The following is a 19,253-nucleotide window of genomic DNA, read 5'->3' on the forward strand; positions in this document are numbered from 1 at the left end:
CATGGGCCGGGTTGGCCGTCGTCGTCGCGGCGATGACGCTTTGCGGATGCGCCTTGCCCGCCGTCATGGTGCCGACCGGCGGGCCGTCGCCTGACAACCCGATCCACAGCGACGACTTCCGGTCCGGTCTCGGACAATGGGCGGTCGAGCTGGAGCGCGGCGGCCGCGTGACGGCCCGTGACGGCGTGCTCGACATCGACGTGCCGGGAGGCGCGACGGTCTGGTTCCGCCCCGTCCTTCAGGGACCCGTCGTCATCGAATACGATGCCGTTGCGGTCGATGAGGGCGGTGCCAACGATCGCGTCAGCGACCTGAACGCCTTCTGGATGGCGACGGACCCGCGCGCTCCGGGCGGAGTGCCCTACCCTCGCAGCGGCGCGTTCGCCGACTACGACACCTTGCGGACCTACTATGTCGGTCAGGGGGGCAACGGAAACACCACGACGCGGATGCGGCGCTATGTGGGAGAGCCCTCCAACCGGCCTCTGTTGCCCGACCACGACAGGACAGACGCGGACGATCTGCTGGTGGCGAACGCGAGACAGTCGATCCGGCTGGTCGCGGCGGGGGATCTGATCCAGTACTGGCGCGACGACCGCCTGGTGTTCGAGATGGTCGATCCGGATCCCTATCAGCGCGGCTGGTTCGCCCTCCGAACCACCGCCAGCCATCTTCGGATCACCAATTTCCGGGTTCGCACGCTGCCGCCGGTCCGGCCTCCCGCGTGATGGCGGAGCGCGTCTTCGACGTTCGAGACTTCGGTGCCCGCGGCGACGGTCTGACGCTGGACACTCCCGCCATCAATGCAGCGATCGACGCGGCCGCTGCCGCGGGAGGGGGCCGCGTCGTCCTCGCCCCGGGCCGGTATCTCAGCTTTTCGATCCAGCTTCGAAGCCGCATCACGCTCGAGCTCAGCGAAGGCGCGATCCTGGAAGCCGCCGACCCCGCACGGCACGACGGCCAGTACGACGCACCGGAGCCCAACCCGCACGACGCATACCAGGACTTCGGCCACAGCCACTGGCACAACAGCCTGATCTGGGGCGAGGACATCGAGGACGTCGTCCTGCTGGGCCCGGGCCTGATCCACGGCCTGGGGCTGACGCGCGAAGGCCCCGGGGCCCCTTGGTCGCGCGACCACATCGGCGACCGGCCTTTGAGCATGGGGCCCGCCACGCCCCTTTCGCCCGCCGTGTTCGAGGCGGAACAGGCGGCCATGGTCGGGCTGGGCAACAAGGCCGTGGCCATCAGGAACGGCCGCAACATCGTCATCCGGGACCTGACGGTTCTGAAGGGGGGCCATTTCGCCTTCCTCCTCACCGGGGTCGACGGTCTGCTGATGGACGGCCTGCGGATCGACACGGACCGGGACGGCATCGACCTGGACTGCGTGCGGGAGGCGCGGCTGTCGAACCTGCGGGTGAATACGCCCAACGACGACGCCATCGTTCTGAAGACGTCCTTTGCCCTGGGTGAGCGGCGATCGACCGAGCGGGTTCAGATCATGGGCTGTCGCGTCTCGGGCTACGACATGGGCACCCTGCTGGACGGGACGTTCGGGCGGACCCAGAACCTGTCGCCGGACCTCGATCGCGTCACCGGCCGGATCAAGCTGGGCACGGAGTCGAACGGCGATTTCCGGGACATCGAGATCGCGGACTGCCAGTTCGAACGCTCGCGCGGCCTGGCGATCGAGACTGTGGATGGCGGCGTGATCGAGGACATCGTCGTGCGCGACATCGTCATGCGCGAGGTCACCACGGCCCCGATCTTCCTGCGCCTCGGCGACCGCCGCAGGGGGCCCGAAGGCACGACCGCCGGGGCCCTGCAGCGCGTGTCGATCCGCAACCTGGTCGCGACCGGCATAGACCCCCGCTTTGCGGCGACACTGGCCGGCCTGCCGGATCATCCGATCGAGGATGTGCGGTTGAGCGACATCCACCTGACCTATGGCGGCGGTGGAACGGCGGACGACGCCGGTCGCACGGTCCCCGAACTGCCTCACGCCTATCCCGAGCCCAGCATGTTCGGGGTCAGCCCGGCCCATGGCCTGTACGCGCGCCACGTCCGAGGGCTCACGCTGGAGAACGTCGTCTTCGCGACGGAAACGCCGGACGCCCGCCCCGACGTCGTACTGGATGATGTTGTCTAGAGGCCCGGGGCCCGAAGATGGAACACGGGATCCAGGTCGACCTGGACCGGCACATTGTCGGGGCCGGCCTGCATGATGTCGGCCATCATCGCCCACCAGCGCTGCATGACGTCCGTGCCGGGCAGATCGGCCAGGGTGTGATCGACCCGTCGCGTCATGACCGCGAACAGGTGATCGCTCTGCGGATCCAGAAAGATCCTGTAGTCGATCACGCCGGCCGCGATCAGCGCCTCCGACAGCGCGGGCCAGATGTCGTCGTGGCGACGGCGGTATTCCTCGGCCTGCCCCGGGTTCATGTTCATCCGGAAGGCGATCGTCTCGGTGGCGGGCGGGCTCATTGCAGGTTCACGAAGGCCCCGCCATCGACCAGCAAGGCGGCCCCTGTGACGTACCGCGCCATGTCGGAGGCCAGGAAGACGATGGGGCCTGCCAGGTCATCCGGTTCGCCCAGACGCCCCAGCGGGATCCGCCCGGCCATGTATTCGCGCTTCGCCGGATCGGCCAGATCCTCGCGGTTGATGTCGGTTTCGATCGTGCCGGGCAGGACCGAGTTGCAGCGAATCCCGTGCGGGCCCAGGGCGATGGCACAGGACTGCATCAGCGAATGCACCCCCGCCTTGGTCGGGGTGTAGTGCGTCTGCATGCCGCCGCCGACCAGGGCGCTGATCGAACTGACCGCGATCAGGGCACCGCCGTGTCCCTGGTCCACCATCTGGTTCGCGGCGGCCTGGGTCATATAGTAGGCGCCGTGCAGATTGACCCGCAGCGTGCGCTCCAGCACGTCGCGCGGCATGTCCAGAAAGCTGTGGAACGGACAGATGCCGGCATTGCTGACGAAGACATCCACCTTGCCGAACGCCTCGACGGCCGCCCGGACGAAGACGGGGGCCTGATCGGGATCCGACACGTCGCCCTTCACCGCGATGGCGCGTCGACCCATCGCCTCGATCTCGGCCACCGCACTATCGGCGCCATCCTGATCCTGCAGATAGTTGATCGCGACGTCGGCCCCGTGCCGGGCGCATCCCAGCGCCGCGGCGCGCCCGATGCCCCCGGAGGCTCCGGTGATCAGAACGGTCTTGCCTTCCAGCAACATGAAGCCTCCAGGGTGTCAGGGTCGTGAGGATCGTCTGGGCCTGGCCGCGAACTCGGCGGCAGCATCCTCGCTCCAGCCCAGCTCGCGACTGATGGCTTCGGCCGTCGCCCGGACCTGCTGCGGCAGCGAGGCCATCCGATGGTCGTCCATGTACTGCGCCGCGCTCGACAGGCTGATGGCACCGACGATGCGGCCGGCCACATCCCTGATGGGGGCGGCCACGCAGCGGATGCGGTCCTCGTTTTCCTCGAGGTCGAAGGCGTGGCCGTCCCGCGCGTACTCGCGCATCCGGCTCAGCCAGGTCTCGCGGTCCAGAGCGCTTCGGCTGATCGCCTCCTCCTGGTCGAACATCTCGGCCCACTGCGCCTCCGTCTCGTCGAGGATCATGGCCTTCCCCAAGCCCGTGGAACGGATCGGCTGCCGTTCGCCGACCCGCGAGCTGATCTCGATGCGTCGGCGCCCCGGGATCTTGTCGAGATAGAGGGCGCGGCCCTTGTCCAGGACGCCCAGGTGAACCGTATCCTCGGTGTCGGCTGCGAGCGTTTCGAGGTGCGGTCGGGCGACCCGGGGCAGATCCTTCTGCTGCTGCGCCTTGAAGCCCAGTTCCAGAAGCTTGGGCCCCAGGACGTACCCCTCCCGGGGCAGGAAGTTCAGGTACTGCCTTTCGACCAGCGCGGCTGCCAGCCGATGGGTCGTGCTGCGCGTCAGACCAAGGCGCGTGGCCAGGTCGGCCAGGCCGATCGTGCCGTCCGAAACGGCTTCGACGACATCCAGCCCGCGAAGAAGGGTCTGGCTGCTCGACGATTTGCCGCCCTCGGACCCATCTGTGGCCGCTGTTCGTGTTGACGCCGATATTCTCATCTCGTAACGTCCTATTTCATATGCTGAAACGATACACAAGCGATCGGCTTGTGAGACAGCGGGGGGAATCAAGGCTTCGGCTCGCACGAATCGCGGACACCCGCCTGCGTATTCCCCTCTACTATCTCATATATTGACACCCGGAGTTCACGTCGCAATGGGATTTCCCCTCATCCGCCAGGTGCGGGCCTTCGTCGTTCGCGGCGGCGGAGCCGACTATCACGACCAGGGCGAGGGCCACTGGATCGACGACCACATCGCCACGCCGATGTCGCGCTATCCCGAGTACCGCCAGAGCCGCCAGAGCTTCGGCATCAATGTGCTCGGCACGCTGGTCGTCGAGATCGAAGCGGCCGACGGCACGGTCGGCTTTGCGGTCACGACCGGCGGCGAGCCGGCGGCCTATATCGTCGAGAAACACCTGGCGCGCTTCCTCGAAGGCCGCGCGCCCAACGAGATCGAGAAGATCTGGGACCAGATGTATTTCTCGACACAGTACTATGGCCGCAAGGGACTGGTCGTGAATGCCCTGTCCGGGGTGGACCTCGCGCTCTGGGATCTGATGGGCAAGCTGCGGGGCGAGCCCGTCTATCACATGCTGGGGGGCGCGGTCCGCGACGAGCTGACCTTCTATGCCACCGGGGGGCGGCCGGACCTCGCCAAACAACTGGGCTTCATCGGCGGCAAGATGCCCCTTCACCACGGCCCGGCCGAGGGCGAGGAAGGCCTGCGCAAGAACATCGAGGAACTGGCCACGATGCGCGAGCGCGTGGGCGAGGATTTCTGGCTGATGTTCGACTGCTGGATGTCGCTGGACCTGAACTATGCGACCCGGCTGGCGCACAAGGCCCATGAGTATGGCCTCAAGTGGATCGAGGAGGCGCTGAGTCCCGACGACTACTGGGGCTATCGCGACCTGAAGGCCAATGCGCCCAAGGGGATGCTGGTCACGACCGGCGAGCACGAGGCCACGCGCTGGGGCTTCCGCATGCTGCTGGAGATGGAGTGCTGCGACATCATCCAGCCCGACGTCGGGTGGTGCGGGGGCATGACCGAACTGATCAAGATCTCGGCCCTCGCCGATGCGCGCGGCGTCATGGTCATTCCGCACGGATCGAGCGTCTACAGCTACCATTTCGTGGTCACGCGCCATAACAGCCCGTTCGCCGAGTTCCTGATGATGGCACCCAAGGCCGACGAGGTCGTGCCGATGTTCCAGCCTCTGCTGACCGGCGAGCCGGTTCCGGTGAACGGCAGGCTGAAGGTTCCGGACACGCCTGGCTTCGGCGTCGCGCTGAACCCCGACATTCCCCTGCACCGCCCCTACACTCACTGACCACCGGACATCGGCCATGAAACTTCTGCGATACGGGCCCAAGGGTCTGGAAAAGCCGGGACTGCTGGACGAGGCGGGGGTGATCCGCGACCTGTCTGGTCATGTCGCCGACATTACCCCGGACCTGTTGCACGGAGAGGGCCTCGAGCGGCTGAAGGCCATCGACCCGGCGTCACTGCCGGTGGTGGAGGGTTCGCCGCGTCATGGCACGCCGGTCGCGGGCAGCCGCAAGTTCATCGCCATTGGGTTGAACTTCGCCGATCACGCCGCGGAGTCCAACCTGCCCATCCCGGCCGAGCCGGTCGTGTTCATGAAGGCGATCAGTTGCCTGACCGGACCGAACGACGAGGTCGTGATCCCGCGCGGTTCCCTCAAGACGGACTGGGAAGTCGAGCTCGGCATCGTCATCGGCAAGCCCGCCTCCTACGTCGAAGAGGCGGACGCGCTGGATCACGTCGCGGGCTATGTCTTGATCAACGACGTCTCCGAACGCGCCTTCCAGACCGAGCGCGGCGGCACCTGGGACAAGGGCAAGGGCTGCGATACCTTTGGCCCCGTCGGACCGTGGCTAGTGACGGCCGACGAGGTCGCCGATGTCCAGACCCTGGACATGTGGCTCGACCTGAACGGCAAGCGCATGCAGACCGGAAACACCCGCACCATGATCTTCGGCGTGGCCGAGATCGTGGCCTATGTCAGCCAGTTCATGACCCTGGAACCGGGCGATCTGATCACCACGGGCACACCCCCCGGCGTCGGCCTGGGGCAGAAGCCGGAACCCTTCTATCTTAAGCCGGGCGACGTCATGCGGCTGGGCATCCAGGGTTTGGGTGAACAGCAGCAGACGGTCGTGGCCTGGCACGCCAATGTATCGGGAGACGCCGCGTGAGCATCTATGGCAACCGTTTCGAGGGCCGGTGCGCCATCGTCACCGGCGGCGCATCCGGCGTCGGTCGAGAGACCGCGGCACGCATCGTGGCCGAAGGCGGCAAGGTCTGCCTGTGGGATCTGGACGCCGACACGTTGGCGGACGTCGCCCGGGCCATCGGGGCCAGCAACTTCCAGGCTGTCGACGTATCGGACCACGAGGCCGTCACCCGCGCCGCCAATGCGAGCGCCGAGGCCATGGGCCGGATCGATATCCTGGTCGTCGGGGCCGGCATCACCGGGGCGACCGGGCCGGTCTGGGAGTTTCCGGTCGACAGCTGGCGCCGGGTCATGGACATCAACCTGAACGGGGCCTTCTACTGCTGCCGCGCTGTGGTGCCGCACATGCTGAAGAACGACTACGGCCGGATCGTCAACGTCTCGTCCGTGGCCGGCAAGGAGGGCAATCCCAACGCCTCGGCCTATTCGGCGTCCAAGGCCGGACTGTTGGGCTTCACCAAATCGCTCGGCAAGGAACTGGCGCAGACGGGGGTCCGCGTGAACGCCATTACCCCGGCCACGTTCAAGAGCCCGATCCTGGACCAGCTGCCACAGAGCCAGATCGACTATATGCAGTCCAAGATTCCGATGGGGCGCCTGGGCGAGATGGCAGAGGTGGCCTCACTGATCTGCTGGCTGGCCAGCGAGGAGTGCAGCTTCTCCACCGCCGCCACCTTCGACATCTCGGGCGGGCGCACGACCTACTAGAAGGAGCGGCCCGGTGGCGCACGACCTGCCGATCGTCGATCCGCACCAGCACCTGTGGGATTTCGATCGCCACCACTACGGCTGGCTGATGGACCATCCGCTGCCGAACAATCCGGCGGGGGACTGCGCGCCCATCGCAAGACCCTATGGTCTCGACGACTATCTGGCCGATGTCGCGGGCTGGAACGTCGTCGCGACGGTCCATGTCGACGCCGGGGCCGACGCGAACCAGGCGCTAGACGAGACCCGCTGGCTGCAGAGCATCGCGGACGCCCGCGGTATGCCCGACGGCATCGTGGCCTATGCCGCGCTGGACCGGCCCCTGACGGAGGTCGACGCGCTGCTGGAGGCCCATCGCGCATTCGCCAATGTGCGGGGCATTCGCCAGATCGTGAACTGGCACGCGGATCCGGCCCGGACCTATACCCCCCGCGACCTGTTGCAGGACGAGGACTGGCGCGCGGGGTTCGCCCTGCTGCGAAAACATGACCTGTCGTTCGACCTGCAGATCTATCCGTCGCAGATGCCCGAGGCGGCCAGGCTCGCGGCCCGGCACTCCGATACGCAGTTGATCCTCAACCATACCGGCATGCCGACCGATCGCGATCCCGACGGCATGGCGCAGTGGCGAGAGGGCATGGCGCTGCTGGCGGCCCGGCCCAACGTCGCGGTCAAGATTTCAGGCCTGGCGATGGTGGACAGGGCCTGGACCCCCGACTCGATCCGGCCGTTCGTCCTGACGACGATCGACCTTTTCGGACCCGACCGGGCGATGTTCGCCAGCAACTTCCCCGTCGACAGGCTCTACGGGTCGTTCAGCGATCACTATGCGGCCTATGACGCGCTCACGGCGGGCTTCAGCGACGCCGAACGGCGGATGTTGTTCGCCGGCACGGCCCGATCCATCTATCGGCTCTGACCGCCTTGCCTCACGTCGCCTTGGCGATCTCGACGGCATAGACGTGGTTGGCCCCGTGCATGTTTGAGCGGAACACGAGCCAGCGATTGTCGGGCGTGAAGGTGATGTTGGGCTCCAGCCGGTAGTCGTGGGATCCCATGTTCACCAGCCGCTCGGACCGGAAGATGCCCGGCCGGATCAGGTCACCGGCATTGGGCGCATGCAGACCCGCCACATCCGGGATCGCCTCGGGCCGGAACAGATAGATCCATTTTCCATCCGGTGCCCGCGCGACCATTTCCGCGTCGCCGCCGTCACCGGCGAACAGCGCGCCGTCATGCGAGCTGTTGAAGTGGACCGACCATTCGTCCCGTTCGAGGTGGTAGTGGGTCCGGACGCCGGTCTCCGGCTCATAACCCGCGACGGTGAACTTCTGACCACGGGGAGTCTGCAGATCGTACCAGATGGTCCGGCCGTCGTCGGCGAACCACTCGTGACCGGCGATCTCCATGTTCATCGTGCGGGTATGAACCCTGGTCATGCCGGTGCCGTCCGTGCGGATGGTCCAGATGCGGTCGACCTTGTGCCAGGGGCCCTCGTGGCAGAACATGATCAGGCCCGGATCGGTCGGCGAGAACTGCAGGTGGTTCAGCCAGTCCGTCGCCCGGTGCACCACGCGTCGCTCGCCGGTGCGGACGTCGAGTGTGAAGATCTCCATCGGGATGCGGGCTTCCAGCCGGTCGTTCAGCCGCACCTCCTTGGCGTCGGCGAAGGTCATCGGCGTGCCGTCAGGCCAGTTGGCGGAATAGGCGGCCTGGTCGTATCGCCCGTCTCTTCCCCGCGTCCGCGGCTGCAGCGGCATGTCACGCTCGGCCCATTGCCCCAGCAGCAGGGTCTCGTCAGCGTTGATGGAGCCGATGCTGCCCGAGGCGATCGTGCCGATCTCGCGCTCGACCCCGGTGGTCGCGCTGGCGGCGAACACGGTCGTCGGCAGAGGGTGGGCCGAGCCGTCGCCGGGGCCGGTCCGGGTGAAATAGATGTCGCCCGTCCGTCGTCCCGCGAACAGAAGCTGCAGCCCCTCCCCCCGGATGATCGGTCGGACAGCGCGGGTCTCCAGATCGACGGCCGAGATCGCGCCGGGCGTCGAGATGACGAGGGTCCGCCCATCCGGCAGGTAGCCGTTCTGGTGGAAATACAGGCTGGAACTGCCCGCCTCGTCCGACAGGCGCACGACACGGTGCCCGGTGTCGGCGTCGACCCACTCACGCGGCGGCTCGGCCGCCATGGTCGACGGCCGGGGCGGCGCGTCCTGCGGTCGCGCCCGGGCGGCTCCGGACAGACCGGCCAGGACGAGCGCGCCCGCGGCCGCGCGTCGGGTAAGGTTCGGCATGACGAGGTCTCCGATCAGCTGGGTCCGGCCCCCGGGTCGATATCGGGGCCCGTGCGGGTGTTCGGCGGGGCGGCGGTCGCCTTGCTGGCACCCCACAGCCGGTCGTAGCGCCAGCCGGTCAGGTCCTCGACGACCTCGCGCGCGGTCTCGCTGGAGGGCGTGCGTTCCCCGGCATGGAAGCGGTCGATCTCGGCCATCAGCACGCCGTGGGTGCGGGCGTTCAGGCGGAACTGCCAGGAGATGACGAGGCCTGCCAACATCACCGCGATCGGTCCGCAGATCAGCAGGGCGGCGACGGTGTTCACCGCCTGCGGGGTCTGTTGCACGGCCACGCCGTCGGTGGCCGACACATAGCCGCCCGCGCCGATGATCCATCCGGTGGCGATGATGGCACCCGACTGGGCCACCTTTCGAACCAGGGTCATGACGCCGGCGAAGATACCCTCGCGCCGTTGCCCGGTGACCGCCTCGTCGACGTCGGGCAGGTAGTTATAGACGCTCCACGGCACGAAGTTCAGCGTGCCGCGTCCCAGCCCGGCCAGGATGATCGGCGCGAACAGCCAGAACACCAGGGTCGGGCTGAACCCCGCGCTCAGGGGGTTCAGGGCGGTCAGAACGTTGCCGTCCAGTGCCGCCAGACCTTCGCCGAAGCCCGCGGGCCGCACGAAGTAGAAGATCAGATACAGCAGCAGGGCCGCGCTGAAGAAGCCGACGGCGATCCGGTAGGCCAGGACGGGGCCGGTGCGGATCACGATGTTGATCGCGATCATCACCGAGATCAGCTGGGCCACATACATGGCCGTCATCAGCTGCGAGATGATCAGCGTCCCGCCCAGCAGGACGGTGACCACGAAGATCGGGAATGCGGTGTTGAAGATGTCCTGGGCGATATAGCCGCCCAGATAGATCGACAGATGCTGGCGAAAGGCCCGGATCCTCAGCGTCGAGAACAGGTCGCGGAACATGGTCGCCGGGATCAGGGCGGCACGGGCCAGGCTCAAGGGCTCCGGCTGGATGGTCTTCTCGGCCTCCGTATAGGGCCGCTCCCAGCTGAAGATGACGACCAGGGTCACGACGACGCTGAAGATGCCGCCGAAGATCGCGGCCATGATCAGGAATGTCGTCGGCGAATCCTTGCCGCCGAAGTTGTTGATGATGAGCGTGGGCAGGTAGGAGGCCAGGATGGCCGAAGTCTGGGCGACCAGCATCCGGGCACCGGCAAACTTGGCCTTCTCCTTGTAATCCTTGGTCATTTCCGCCGCGAGCGTCTCCCACGGAATGAGGAACATCGTGTAGAGGAGCTCGAAGAAGATGAAGGTCAGCAGATAGTAGGTGAAGGTCTGGCCCGTCACGAAGATCAGGGCGAAGCTGGGCAGCAGGGGGATGGTCAGCAGCAGGAAGATCTTGCGTCGCCCGACCTTACGCCCGATCCAGGTGTGGCGCAGATTGTCCGAGACATAACCGATCAGCGGACAGGTGATCGCCTCCAGCAGCCTCGGCAGGCCCAGGATCAGCCCGGCCTCCACCGGCGTCAGATCACAAAACGTCGTGAAGAAGTAGAACAGCCACCCGGTGATGACCGCTTGGGCCCCGGCGCCCAGCATGTCGCCCGAGCCCCAGCCCCAGTAGTTGATCCAGCTCGGCTTTCGCATCTCCAGCGCGGCCATCCGATCGATCTCCTGAAACTCTAGATGAACCGCAGGCGGAACTCGCCAAGCGCCATGATCGCCATCGCCTGGCCATAGGGCATGGAAGTCAGCGGAATGTCGCGATAGCCCTGCAGGGTGTCGAAGACGGGCGTCCCGAACGACACCTGCTGCAGTTCACCGTCATCGCTGATGTTGGCGATCACGCCCTTCAGGGCCCGGATCGCCATGGCTTCGTATTCGACGGGCAGGTAGCGCTTTCGGACCGCTTTCAGGATGCCGTAGGCGAAGCCGGCCGTGGCCGAGGCCTCCAGATAGCTGGTGGGATCGTCGATCAGGGTACGCCACAGGCCGCTGTCGTCCTGATGGGCCACCAGGGCTTTCACCTGGGCCTCCAGGGTCTCGATCAGGAACCGGCGCAGGGCGTCCTCGGGCGGCAGGTCCAGCATCTCGATGAACTCGGGAATCGCGATGGTGACCCAGCAATTGCCACGCGCCCAAAGGGCATCGGCGAAGTTGTGCCGGCCGATGAAATTCCAGCCGTGGAACCACAGGCCGGTCTTGCGGTCGAACAGATATTTGATGTGGATCAGGAACTGCTTCCGCGCCTCTTCCACATAGTGCGGACGGTCCAGCAGCAAACCGATGCGGGCCAGCGGCAGGACGCTCATCATCAGGGTGTCGTCCCACAGTTCCTGCGGGTTCTCGTCGTTGAAGACGATGTGCTGGAACCCGCCCTCCTCCGTCCGGGGCAGGCCGTCCATCAACCACTCCGCCCAGACGTCCAGATAGGGGATATAGGTCTCGTCGCCGGTATGTTCGTAGAGATTGGCGAGGGTCAGGAAGGGCGAGACCGTGTTGATGTTCTTGGTCGGCGTGCCCGCCTCGAACCGGTTGGCGAACCAGTCCAGCATGATCTTCAGGACGGCATCGTCGCCGGTCTGCTCGAACAGGCGATACAGGCCATACAGCCCGATGCCGTGGGTCCATTCCCAGTCGTTCCAGCCCTTGGTATCGATCACCCGACCGTCGTCGAGCTTCAGCAGAAATGCGCCGCTGTCGTCCTTGATGTTCACCAGATTGTCGATCAGACGCGACAGCGTCTCGTCGATGTCGGCTCTGGCGATGTCGTGGACGAGATTGGGCATGAGGATGGTCCGGGTTTTTGGGGATACGATGCGGTGTATGCACCGAGATGCGCCACCGCCGCTGGCATTGGAACTGCCTCGGCAGCGGCGGATCCTCCCATCCGTCTCGAAGCCGCTATCTCATTCTTTGTTGCATCATCTCATAATGTGGCAGTGCCGGATCGGTCAAGTGACCGGCAAGCGCTTCCTGCTCCAGGCTTGAAACCAGCAGCTCCGGGCCGATCTCGTCGAGCCTGCTGACGCCCACCAGCGTCATGGCCACGCGCATCTCGGCGGCGATAAGCGACAGGACCTCCTCCACGCCGCGCTGCCCCCTGGCCGCCAGACCATAGACCCAGGCCCGGCCCAGAAGGACGCCGTCGGCACCGCTGGCCATGGCCCGCAGGACGTCCAGGCCCGAGCGGATCCCTCCGTCCATCAATACGGTCATGCGATCGCCCACGGCCCGGGCGATCGGCCCGAGGGCATCAATCGACGCCAGGGTCCCGTCCAATTGGCGCCCGCCGTGATTGGACACCACAACCCCGTCGAACCCGCGCGCGGCGGCCTCCATCGCATCGGCGGGATCGAGGATCCCCTTGATGACCATGCGCCCCGACCACAGGCGGCGAATTTCCTCCGCATCGTCCCAGGTCACCGAGGCATCGAAATTCTTCGACATCCAGGCCCAGTAGTCGTCGATCCCGGCACCGGAACCCAGCGCCGACGAGACGTGGCCGATGGTATGCGGCCCACCGAGAAGCCCGACATCCACAGCCCAGGCAGGCCGCGTCATGACCTGTGCGATCCGGCCGAGCTGGCGCTGCATCGCCGTTCCCCCCGACAGGCCCGACCGCTTGTCGCGATAGCGGGGGCCGGGCGCGGGCATGTCGACGGTCAGGAAAAGGGTATCCGCCCCCGCGTCCCGGGCGCGGGCAATCATGTCGCGCATGAAGCCACGGTCGCGGGTGACGTAGAGCTGGAACCATGGCGGGGTCTGGACGCCCTTGCGGACCTCCTCGATTGAGCATGCCCCAACGGTGGAAAGGCAGAACGGCACGCCCGCCGCTTCGGCTGCACGCGCGGCCTGCACCTCGCCGCGCCTCGCGTTCAGCCCGGCCATGCCGACGGGGCCGAGCGCCAGCGGCATGGCGGTCTCGCGCCCCAGCAACGCACCCGAAAGCGAGACGTGATCGGCACCCGTCAGCACCCGCTGGCGAAGGCGTACCCGGTGCAGACGGTCGATGTTGTCGCGCAGCGTAGTCTCGGCGAAGGCACCACCGTCGACATAGTCGAATAGAAATCTGGGAATCCTGCGTCGCGCAGCCTCGCGATAGTCCATCACGTCGGCGAGGATCATCGGCACAGTACTCCGAGGCGGGTCACGAGTTTGACCGGCGCATGACGGGACGGTAGTTCATATAGTGGGATCAGACAATCGAGATCACGAGGGTTTCGGGCGGTAACGCTTCCCGCCACGCTCACCGCCACAGTCCGTCGCTGAACACACCATAGCCTATCCGCGGCTTGGCCGTCCTCCGTGGAGACAAGTCGGCGTCAGACTGACAGCACCGCCACGGTCCCATGCTGAAACGCACGGGTCCCTGTTACCGGCGAGATACCCCCACATTACCGCGACATGTCCGAAACCGGAGACGTAATGCCGGGCTCCGCGACCTCGGAAGCGTCCCTGATCGATCGGGTGCTCCGGTCCCGTCTGCACCGCCCGGGGGCCAGGAAGGCCGGATCCTCTTGTGGGATCTCGCCGACGCAGGTGCGTTTGCGCAGCATCAAACATGCCGGTCAGCGGTGCAGCGCCAGGTCGCCCTGCCCCACTGTTCGACGAAAGTCGATCTGACGTCCGGATGCGATCGCTGTCACGTTCCAAATCGACGCCCACCTGCGCGGCGACAGAACAGCCGAACAACGGCGAGATTTGGGAGGATTTTCTATGACCGACAGCGCCATGGGTGCGCCAACGACGGACCAGCGAGCCCTCGACAAGCGATCCCGCCTTGTCATCCTCGCCTCGTCCGTCGGCACAGTGATCGAGTGGTACGACTTCTATCTGTATGGCTCGCTGGCCGCGATCATCACGGCCCAGTTCTTCTCGGGCGTGAACGAGACCACCGGTTATATCTTCGCGCTGATGGCCTTCGCGGCGGGCTTTGCCGTGCGTCCGTTCGGCGCCGTGTTCTTCGGGCGGCTCGGCGACCTCTGGGGGCGCAAGAACACCTTTCTGGTGACCATGCTGCTGATGGGGCTGTCGACCTTCGTCGTCGGGCTGCTGCCATCCTATGCCGCCATCGGCATCGCCGCGCCGATCATTCTGGTCGTTATGCGCCTCGTCCAGGGTCTGGCCCTTGGCGGTGAGTACGGCGGTGCCGCCACCTACGTCGCCGAACATGCGCCCAAGGGAAAGCGCGGCTTCTTCACGTCCTTCATCCAGATCACGGCGACCGCCGGTCTGGTGCTGAGCCTGCTGGTGATCCTGAGCGTTCGGCTGACGGTCGGCGAAGAGGCCTTCGCCGCCTGGGGCTGGCGCATCCCGTTCCTGGTCTCGATCCTGCTGCTGGGCGTCTCGCTGTGGATCCGCCTGAAGCTGGCCGAGAGCCCCTCGTTCCAGAAGATGAAGGCCGAGGGCAAGGGCTCGTCCACGCCGCTGAAGGACTCGTTCCTGAAATGGCCGAACCTGAAACTGGTCCTGATCGCCCTGGTCGGGCTGACCGCCGGCCAGGCCGTGATCTGGTACACGGGCCAGTTCTACGCCCTGTTCTTCCTCGAACGGGTGATGAAGGTCGACTCGACGCTGGTCTATGTCCTGCTGGCCATCGCCCTGATCGCAGCGTCGCCCTTCTTCATCTTCTGGGGCTGGCTGTCGGACAAGGTAGGACGAAAGCCTGTCATCCTGGCCGGATGCCTGCTCGCGGCCCTGACCTATTTCCCGCTGTTTCAGGCCCTGACCACGGCCGCCAATCCGGCCCTTGCCGAAGCGACGGCGTCCCAACCGGTCACCATCTATGCCGACCCGGCCGACTGTAACCTTCAGTTCGATCCCGTGGGCAAGACCGTCTTCAACCAGTCCTGCGACCTGGCGAAATCCTATATCGCCAAGGCGGGCGTCAACTACACGAACCTGGCAGCCCCCGCGGGCACGGTGGCCGAGGTCCGGATCGGCGACAGCGTCGTCTACCCGAGCTTCCGGGGCGAGGCGCTGGCGCCCGCAGAGTTCGCCACGGCCAGAACGACCTGGGAGACCGGGCTGGGCAGCGCGCTGGCCACCGCCGGCTACCCTTCCAAGGCCGACAGCGAGCAGGTCAACAAGCCGATGGTGGTGCTGATCCTGTTCATCCTCGGCTTCTACGTGACCATGGTCTACGGGCCGATCGCGGCGGCTCTGGTCGAGATGTTTCCGACCAATATTCGCTACACCTCGATGTCGCTTCCCTATCACATCGGCAACGGCTGGTTCGGGGGCTTCCTGCCGACCACCGCCTTCGCCATGGTCGCGGCAACGGGCAACATCTTCTACGGCCTCTGGTACCCGATCATCGTCGCCGTCGTGACGGTGGTGCTGGGCTTCCTGCTGGTCAAGGAAGGCAAGGACGTCGATCTGAACGCCTGACCCGCGATCACACTCAACGACGGGGCGGGCGATCAACAGGGGATCGCCCGCCCTTTGTCTTGCAGGAACAGGTGCCGACGCTTCTAGATGGTCCCGATGTACGCCCTGATGATCCTTGCGCTGGTGTCCGCCTACATGGCGGTGCTGTTCGCGCTCGCCTGGCGAAGCGAACGACCGGGAGCGATCAAGCCGCAGCGGGGACTGGGCCCCTGGGCTTATGCCCTCAGCCTGGCCATCTATTGCACGTCATGGACCTACTATGGCGCGGTGGGAACCGCAGCGCGCCAGGGGTGGGAATATCTGCCCATCTATCTCGGACCCATCATCGGCATCGTCATCCTGTTCCCGATCTGGAAAAGGATCGCCGCCGCCGCCCGGCGCGAGAACGCGGGGTCCATCGCCGACTTTATCTCGTCGCGCTACGGCAAGAGCCAGGGCCTGGGCGCGCTGGTCGCGTGCGTCGCCATCGTGGGGTCGCTGCCCTATATCGCCCTGCAGCTCAAATCGATGTCGATGGCCTGGACCCTGGTCACGGCCGGCACGCCGATGGCCGGGTCCGAGCGTCTGACCGTCAGCCTTATCGCCGTCGCCCTGGCCGGTTTCGCCATCCTGTTCGGCGCGCGGCGCCCCGACCTGACCGAGCATAACCGCGGGCTGATCCGGGCGATCGCCGTCGAGTCCGTCGTGAAGCTGGCGGCGCTCGTCGCTGTGGCCGGGTTCGCCGTGATCATGTTGCTTGGGGCTCCCGACACGACGAGGATCGGAAGGGCGCTGGGCGAACTCGCCGCCCCACCCGAGATCAACGCCCGCTTCATCGCCATTCTTCTCCTCGCGACGCTCTCGATCTTCTGCCTGCCGCGCCAGTTTCACGTCGGCTTTGTCGAGTCGGGAGAGCCGGATCACGTCCGCCGCGCCCGATGGATGTTCCCGCTCTATCTGGTCGTCACAAGCCTTGCGGTCCTGCCCCTGGTAGCCGCGGGCGGCCTGTTCTCCGGGACGACCAACCCCGACCTGCTGGTGCTCGACATTCCCTTTCGTCAAGGTGCCAGGATCCTGACGGCCGTGGTCTTCGTGGGCGGCTTCTCGGCCGCGACGGCCATGGTGATCGTCGAAGCCGTCGCCCTGTCTGCCATGGCGTCCAACAGCCTGATCCTGCCGATGCTGGCCGGGGGACGCTGGCGACGACGCGAAGACGCCTCGGACGTCGCGCAAACCATTCTTCAGGTCCGCCGCATCGTCATCTGTGGAATCCTGTTCCTGGCCTGGCTCTACTTTCAGACGCTTGATCGCGCCTCAGGTCTGGCCTCCATCGGCCTGACGTCCTTCTCGGCGCTCGCCCAGCTCGCGCCGGCTCTGTTCGGAGCCGTGCTGTGGCGAGGCGGGCACGCGCGCGGGGCGGTTGCGGGCATCGTCTGCGGCACCGGCGTCTGGCTCATCCTGCTGGCCCTGCCACAGGTGGGCGTGGCGTTCGGCGCGGACCTGGTCCGTCCGTTTGGTCTTGCCGACCCCCTGCCGGCCGCCGTGTTCCTCAGCCTTGGCCTGAATGCTCTGGTCTATGTCCTTGTCTCGCGCACTGCCGAGCCGCGCCTGATCGATCGCATCCAGGCCCGGGCCTTCGTCGACCGCCTGAGCCCCGACTGGCGCGAGCAGGCGTCTGCCCCGTCGGGGGCTTCCGTCGGCGATCTGAAGACCCTGGTCTCGCGCTTCGTCGGCGACCACAGCGCGGAGCGCGCGTTCACCGCCTTCGCCCGCGAGACCGGTCGGGTGTTTCGGGACGCAGAACCCGCCGATGCCGGTCTTGCGCGGGCGGCTGAACGGATGTTGGCGGGCGCGGTCGGCGCTTCCTCGGCGCGGCGGGTCATTTCCGCGGCGCTGGCGGGCGGCGGCCGCGCGCCCGAGGACGTCGTTCGCATGCTCGACGAAGCGTCCCAGGCTGTGCAGTTCAATCGAGAACTGCTCCAGGCCACGCTGGACAACATCGATCAAGGGGTCAGCGTCGTCGACGAGGACCTGCGGCTTATTGCGTGGAATGCCCGCTATATCGAGCTGTTCGACCTGCCGTCCGGCTTCGTCCATGTCGGCCAGCCGGTCGCCTCGGTCTATCGACTGAATGCAGAACGGGGAGAGGTCGGGGCGACGGATCTGGAGGCCTGGGTCGAGCGGCGGCTGGAGGCACTCCGCCGACGCGAACCGCATGACCACGAGCGGGCCCAGCCAAGCGGGCGCATCCTGAAATCGACCGGCGCTCCGATGTCGGGCGGCGGCTATGTCACCAGCTATACCGACATCACCGAGTTGCGTCGTGCGGCCCTGGCCCTGGAGGAGGCTAACGAGAGGCTGGAAGCGCGTGTCGCAGACCGCACTGAACGGCTGGTCGAGGCCAAACAGGCGGCGGAAGAGGCCACTGCTTCCAAGACCCGCTTCCTGGCCGCCGCCAGTCACGACCTGCTTCAGCCGCTTCACGCCGCTCGCCTCTTCATCGCGGCTCTGAAGGAAGGGACGGGCGCGCAGGAGCCCGAGACGCGCAAGCTGGTGGACAATGCGGACAGGTCCATCGAATCCGCCCACGGCCTGCTGAAAGCCTTGCTCAACCTCTCGCGGCTCGAAGCGGGGGGCGTCCGTCCAGCTGTGCGAGCGCTCTCAGTGGATGCCCTGTTCGACGACATCCGGCGCGAGTTCACGCCCCTCGCGCTCCAGAAGGAGCTGCGCCTGAGCGTCATCTCATCGCGTCGATGGGTGCTGTCGGACGCTGACCTGCTGCGCTCCCTGCTCCAGAACCTGGTGGGAAACGCTATCCGCTACACCGACACCGGCCGCATTCTTGTCGGTGCACGCAAGGCGGGCGAAACGCTGCGGATCGACGTCTTCGATACCGGCCGCGGCATCGCCGAGGATCAGCAGGAAGCCATCTTCACCGAGTTCACCCGGCTGTCGGGAAAGGCCGGTGACGAGCCCGGGGTCGGACTGGGCCTGGCGATCGTGCGCCGGGTCGCGCGTCTGCTCGACCACCCGCTGACGCTTCGATCAAGCGCGGGCCGGGGATCCTGCTTCTCTGTCACGGTCCCGCTCGCTGAAGGCCAGTCAGTCAAGGCTGACAAAGCTCTGCGTCTTCAGCCACTGCCGTCAGGACGTCGCGTGCTGTGCGTCGACAATGAGCCCATCATCATCGAGGCGTTGAGCGCCCTGCTGTCGCGCTGGGGCATGACCGTCGTGACGTCGTCGGACGCGGCCTCGGCCCTTGCCCAGGACGGCCCGTTCGACGCCGCCTTGATCGACCTCCATCTCGGTGAAGGACCGGACGGACTGACCGTGATCGAGGCGCTGAAGGCGCGGGGCGTCGGCCATCTCGCCCTGATCAGCGCCGACGCGGACGCGACCCTGCACGCTCGCGCGGCTGCGGCCGGCGCGGTCCTGATGTCCAAACCCGTCAAGCCGGCGATCCTGAAGGCCTTTCTGTCCAGCAAACGCGCAAGCTGAAAGACTGCGG

15 protein-coding genes are annotated in these 19,253 nt (G+C 66.4%); 8 read left to right on the top strand and 7 right to left on the bottom strand.

Translation table 11 applies throughout. From position 1 onward, the window contains the following. Window positions 1-53 precede the first annotated feature (53 nt). A complete protein-coding gene (locus BRESU_RS14295; RefSeq protein ID WP_218915388.1) occupies window positions 54-728 on the top strand; it encodes a DUF6250 domain-containing protein in 675 nt (224 codons plus the stop codon). After that, complete coding sequence (locus tag BRESU_RS14300; RefSeq protein WP_013270273.1) at window positions 728-2,152, top strand: rhamnogalacturonidase; 1,425 nt, start codon at window positions 728-730, stop codon at window positions 2,150-2,152. Before BRESU_RS14295 ends, BRESU_RS14300 begins: the two co-directional genes overlap by 1 nt. On the opposite strand, the gene rhaM is transcribed toward BRESU_RS14300, so the two are convergent. Genes rhaM through BRESU_RS14315 form a run of 3 tightly spaced genes read right to left on the bottom strand, consistent with a single transcriptional unit; the run spans window position 2,149 to window position 4,109 of the window. Then, window positions 2,149-2,490, bottom strand: a complete 342-nt coding sequence (rhaM, locus tag BRESU_RS14305; RefSeq protein WP_013270274.1) for an L-rhamnose mutarotase — start codon at window positions 2,488-2,490, stop codon at window positions 2,149-2,151. The two genes, BRESU_RS14300 and rhaM, sit on opposite strands and share 4 nt — an antisense overlap. After that, window positions 2,487-3,248: an L-rhamnose 1-dehydrogenase Lra1 gene (gene lra1, locus BRESU_RS14310; protein WP_013270275.1), complete on the bottom strand. Its 762-nt coding sequence runs from the start codon at window positions 3,246-3,248 to the stop codon at window positions 2,487-2,489. The genes rhaM and lra1 overlap by 4 nt, the downstream gene beginning before the upstream one ends. Before the next feature lie 15 nt (window positions 3,249-3,263). Next, a complete protein-coding gene (locus tag BRESU_RS14315; RefSeq protein ID WP_013270276.1) occupies window positions 3,264-4,109 on the bottom strand; it encodes an IclR family transcriptional regulator in 846 nt (281 codons plus the stop codon). Window positions 4,110-4,266: 157 nt separating this feature from the next. Here BRESU_RS14315 and rhmD point away from each other — a divergent pair, with 157 nt between their 5' ends. Genes rhmD through BRESU_RS14335 form a run of 4 tightly spaced genes read left to right on the top strand, consistent with a single transcriptional unit; the run spans window position 4,267 to window position 7,999 of the window. Further along, window positions 4,267-5,445, top strand: a complete 1,179-nt coding sequence (rhmD, locus tag BRESU_RS14320; RefSeq protein WP_013270277.1) for an L-rhamnonate dehydratase — start codon at window positions 4,267-4,269, stop codon at window positions 5,443-5,445. Between the two features lie 16 nt (window positions 5,446-5,461). Next, the gene (locus tag BRESU_RS14325; protein ID WP_013270278.1) at window positions 5,462-6,334 is read left to right on the top strand and encodes a 2,4-didehydro-3-deoxy-L-rhamnonate hydrolase; all 873 of its coding nucleotides are present in this window, start codon (window positions 5,462-5,464) and stop codon (window positions 6,332-6,334) included. Continuing rightward, window positions 6,331-7,080 (top strand): SDR family NAD(P)-dependent oxidoreductase, encoded by a 750-nt coding sequence (locus BRESU_RS14330; protein ID WP_013270279.1) that lies wholly within the window; start codon window positions 6,331-6,333, stop codon window positions 7,078-7,080. Before BRESU_RS14325 ends, BRESU_RS14330 begins: the two co-directional genes overlap by 4 nt. A gap of 13 nt (window positions 7,081-7,093) precedes the next feature. Beyond that, window positions 7,094-7,999, top strand: coding sequence for an amidohydrolase family protein (locus tag BRESU_RS14335; protein ID WP_013270280.1), 906 nt, complete (start codon window positions 7,094-7,096; stop codon window positions 7,997-7,999). 10 nt (window positions 8,000-8,009) lie between these two features. Here BRESU_RS14335 and BRESU_RS14340 read toward each other — a convergent pair whose 3' ends face one another. The 4 genes from BRESU_RS14340 to BRESU_RS14355 all read right to left on the bottom strand — a co-directional run bounded on the left by BRESU_RS14340 (window position 8,010) and on the right by BRESU_RS14355 (window position 13,501). Further along, on the bottom strand, window positions 8,010-9,368 hold the full coding sequence (locus tag BRESU_RS14340) for an oligogalacturonate lyase family protein (protein ID WP_013270281.1): 1,359 nt from the start codon (window positions 9,366-9,368) through the stop codon (window positions 8,010-8,012). A gap of 14 nt (window positions 9,369-9,382) precedes the next feature. Beyond that, on the bottom strand, window positions 9,383-11,035 hold the full coding sequence (locus BRESU_RS14345) for an MFS transporter (protein WP_013270282.1): 1,653 nt from the start codon (window positions 11,033-11,035) through the stop codon (window positions 9,383-9,385). Window positions 11,036-11,055: 20 nt separating this feature from the next. Then, window positions 11,056-12,162 carry a beta-galactosidase BglB gene (gene bglB / locus BRESU_RS14350; protein ID WP_013270283.1) on the bottom strand — a complete coding sequence of 369 codons (1,107 nt, stop codon included), beginning with the start codon at window positions 12,160-12,162 and terminating at the stop codon, window positions 11,056-11,058. A 115-nt stretch (window positions 12,163-12,277) separates the two neighbouring features. Then, window positions 12,278-13,501 (bottom strand): L-lactate dehydrogenase, encoded by a 1,224-nt coding sequence (locus BRESU_RS14355; RefSeq protein ID WP_013270284.1) that lies wholly within the window; start codon window positions 13,499-13,501, stop codon window positions 12,278-12,280. 591 nt (window positions 13,502-14,092) lie between these two features. Here BRESU_RS14355 and BRESU_RS14360 point away from each other — a divergent pair. Beyond that, window positions 14,093-15,766, top strand: a complete 1,674-nt coding sequence (locus BRESU_RS14360) for an MFS transporter (protein WP_013270285.1) — start codon at window positions 14,093-14,095, stop codon at window positions 15,764-15,766. 96 nt (window positions 15,767-15,862) lie between these two features. Continuing rightward, window positions 15,863-19,243 carry a hybrid sensor histidine kinase/response regulator gene (locus BRESU_RS14365; RefSeq protein WP_156796175.1) on the top strand — a complete coding sequence of 1,127 codons (3,381 nt, stop codon included), beginning with the start codon at window positions 15,863-15,865 and terminating at the stop codon, window positions 19,241-19,243. Window positions 19,244-19,253: the final 10 nt, after the last annotated feature.

Origin of the sequence: Brevundimonas subvibrioides ATCC 15264, assembly GCF_000144605.1 — a bacterium.
GTDB lineage: Bacteria > Pseudomonadota > Alphaproteobacteria > Caulobacterales > Caulobacteraceae > Brevundimonas > Brevundimonas subvibrioides.

Excerpts from the sequence above, each read along its gene's own strand:
- rhmD (WP_013270277.1), top strand. The coding sequence starts at position 4,267 with ATGGGATTTCCCCTCATCCGCCAGGTGCGGGCCTTCGTCGTTCGCGGC.
- BRESU_RS14315 (WP_013270276.1), bottom strand. The coding sequence starts at position 4,109 with ATGAGAATATCGGCGTCAACACGAACAGCGGCCACAGATGGGTCCGAG.
- BRESU_RS14300 (WP_013270273.1), top strand. The coding sequence starts at position 728 with ATGGCGGAGCGCGTCTTCGACGTTCGAGACTTCGGTGCCCGCGGCGAC.
- bglB (WP_013270283.1), bottom strand. The coding sequence starts at position 12,162 with ATGCCCAATCTCGTCCACGACATCGCCAGAGCCGACATCGACGAGACG.
- BRESU_RS14360 (WP_013270285.1), top strand. The coding sequence starts at position 14,093 with ATGACCGACAGCGCCATGGGTGCGCCAACGACGGACCAGCGAGCCCTC.
- lra1 (WP_013270275.1), bottom strand. The coding sequence starts at position 3,248 with ATGTTGCTGGAAGGCAAGACCGTTCTGATCACCGGAGCCTCCGGGGGC.
- BRESU_RS14365 (WP_156796175.1), top strand. The coding sequence starts at position 15,863 with ATGTACGCCCTGATGATCCTTGCGCTGGTGTCCGCCTACATGGCGGTG.
- BRESU_RS14340 (WP_013270281.1), bottom strand. The coding sequence starts at position 9,368 with ATGCCGAACCTTACCCGACGCGCGGCCGCGGGCGCGCTCGTCCTGGCC.
- rhaM (WP_013270274.1), bottom strand. The coding sequence starts at position 2,490 with ATGAGCCCGCCCGCCACCGAGACGATCGCCTTCCGGATGAACATGAAC.
- BRESU_RS14355 (WP_013270284.1), bottom strand. The coding sequence starts at position 13,501 with ATGATCCTCGCCGACGTGATGGACTATCGCGAGGCTGCGCGACGCAGG.
- BRESU_RS14325 (WP_013270278.1), top strand. The coding sequence starts at position 5,462 with ATGAAACTTCTGCGATACGGGCCCAAGGGTCTGGAAAAGCCGGGACTG.
- BRESU_RS14345 (WP_013270282.1), bottom strand. The coding sequence starts at position 11,035 with ATGGCCGCGCTGGAGATGCGAAAGCCGAGCTGGATCAACTACTGGGGC.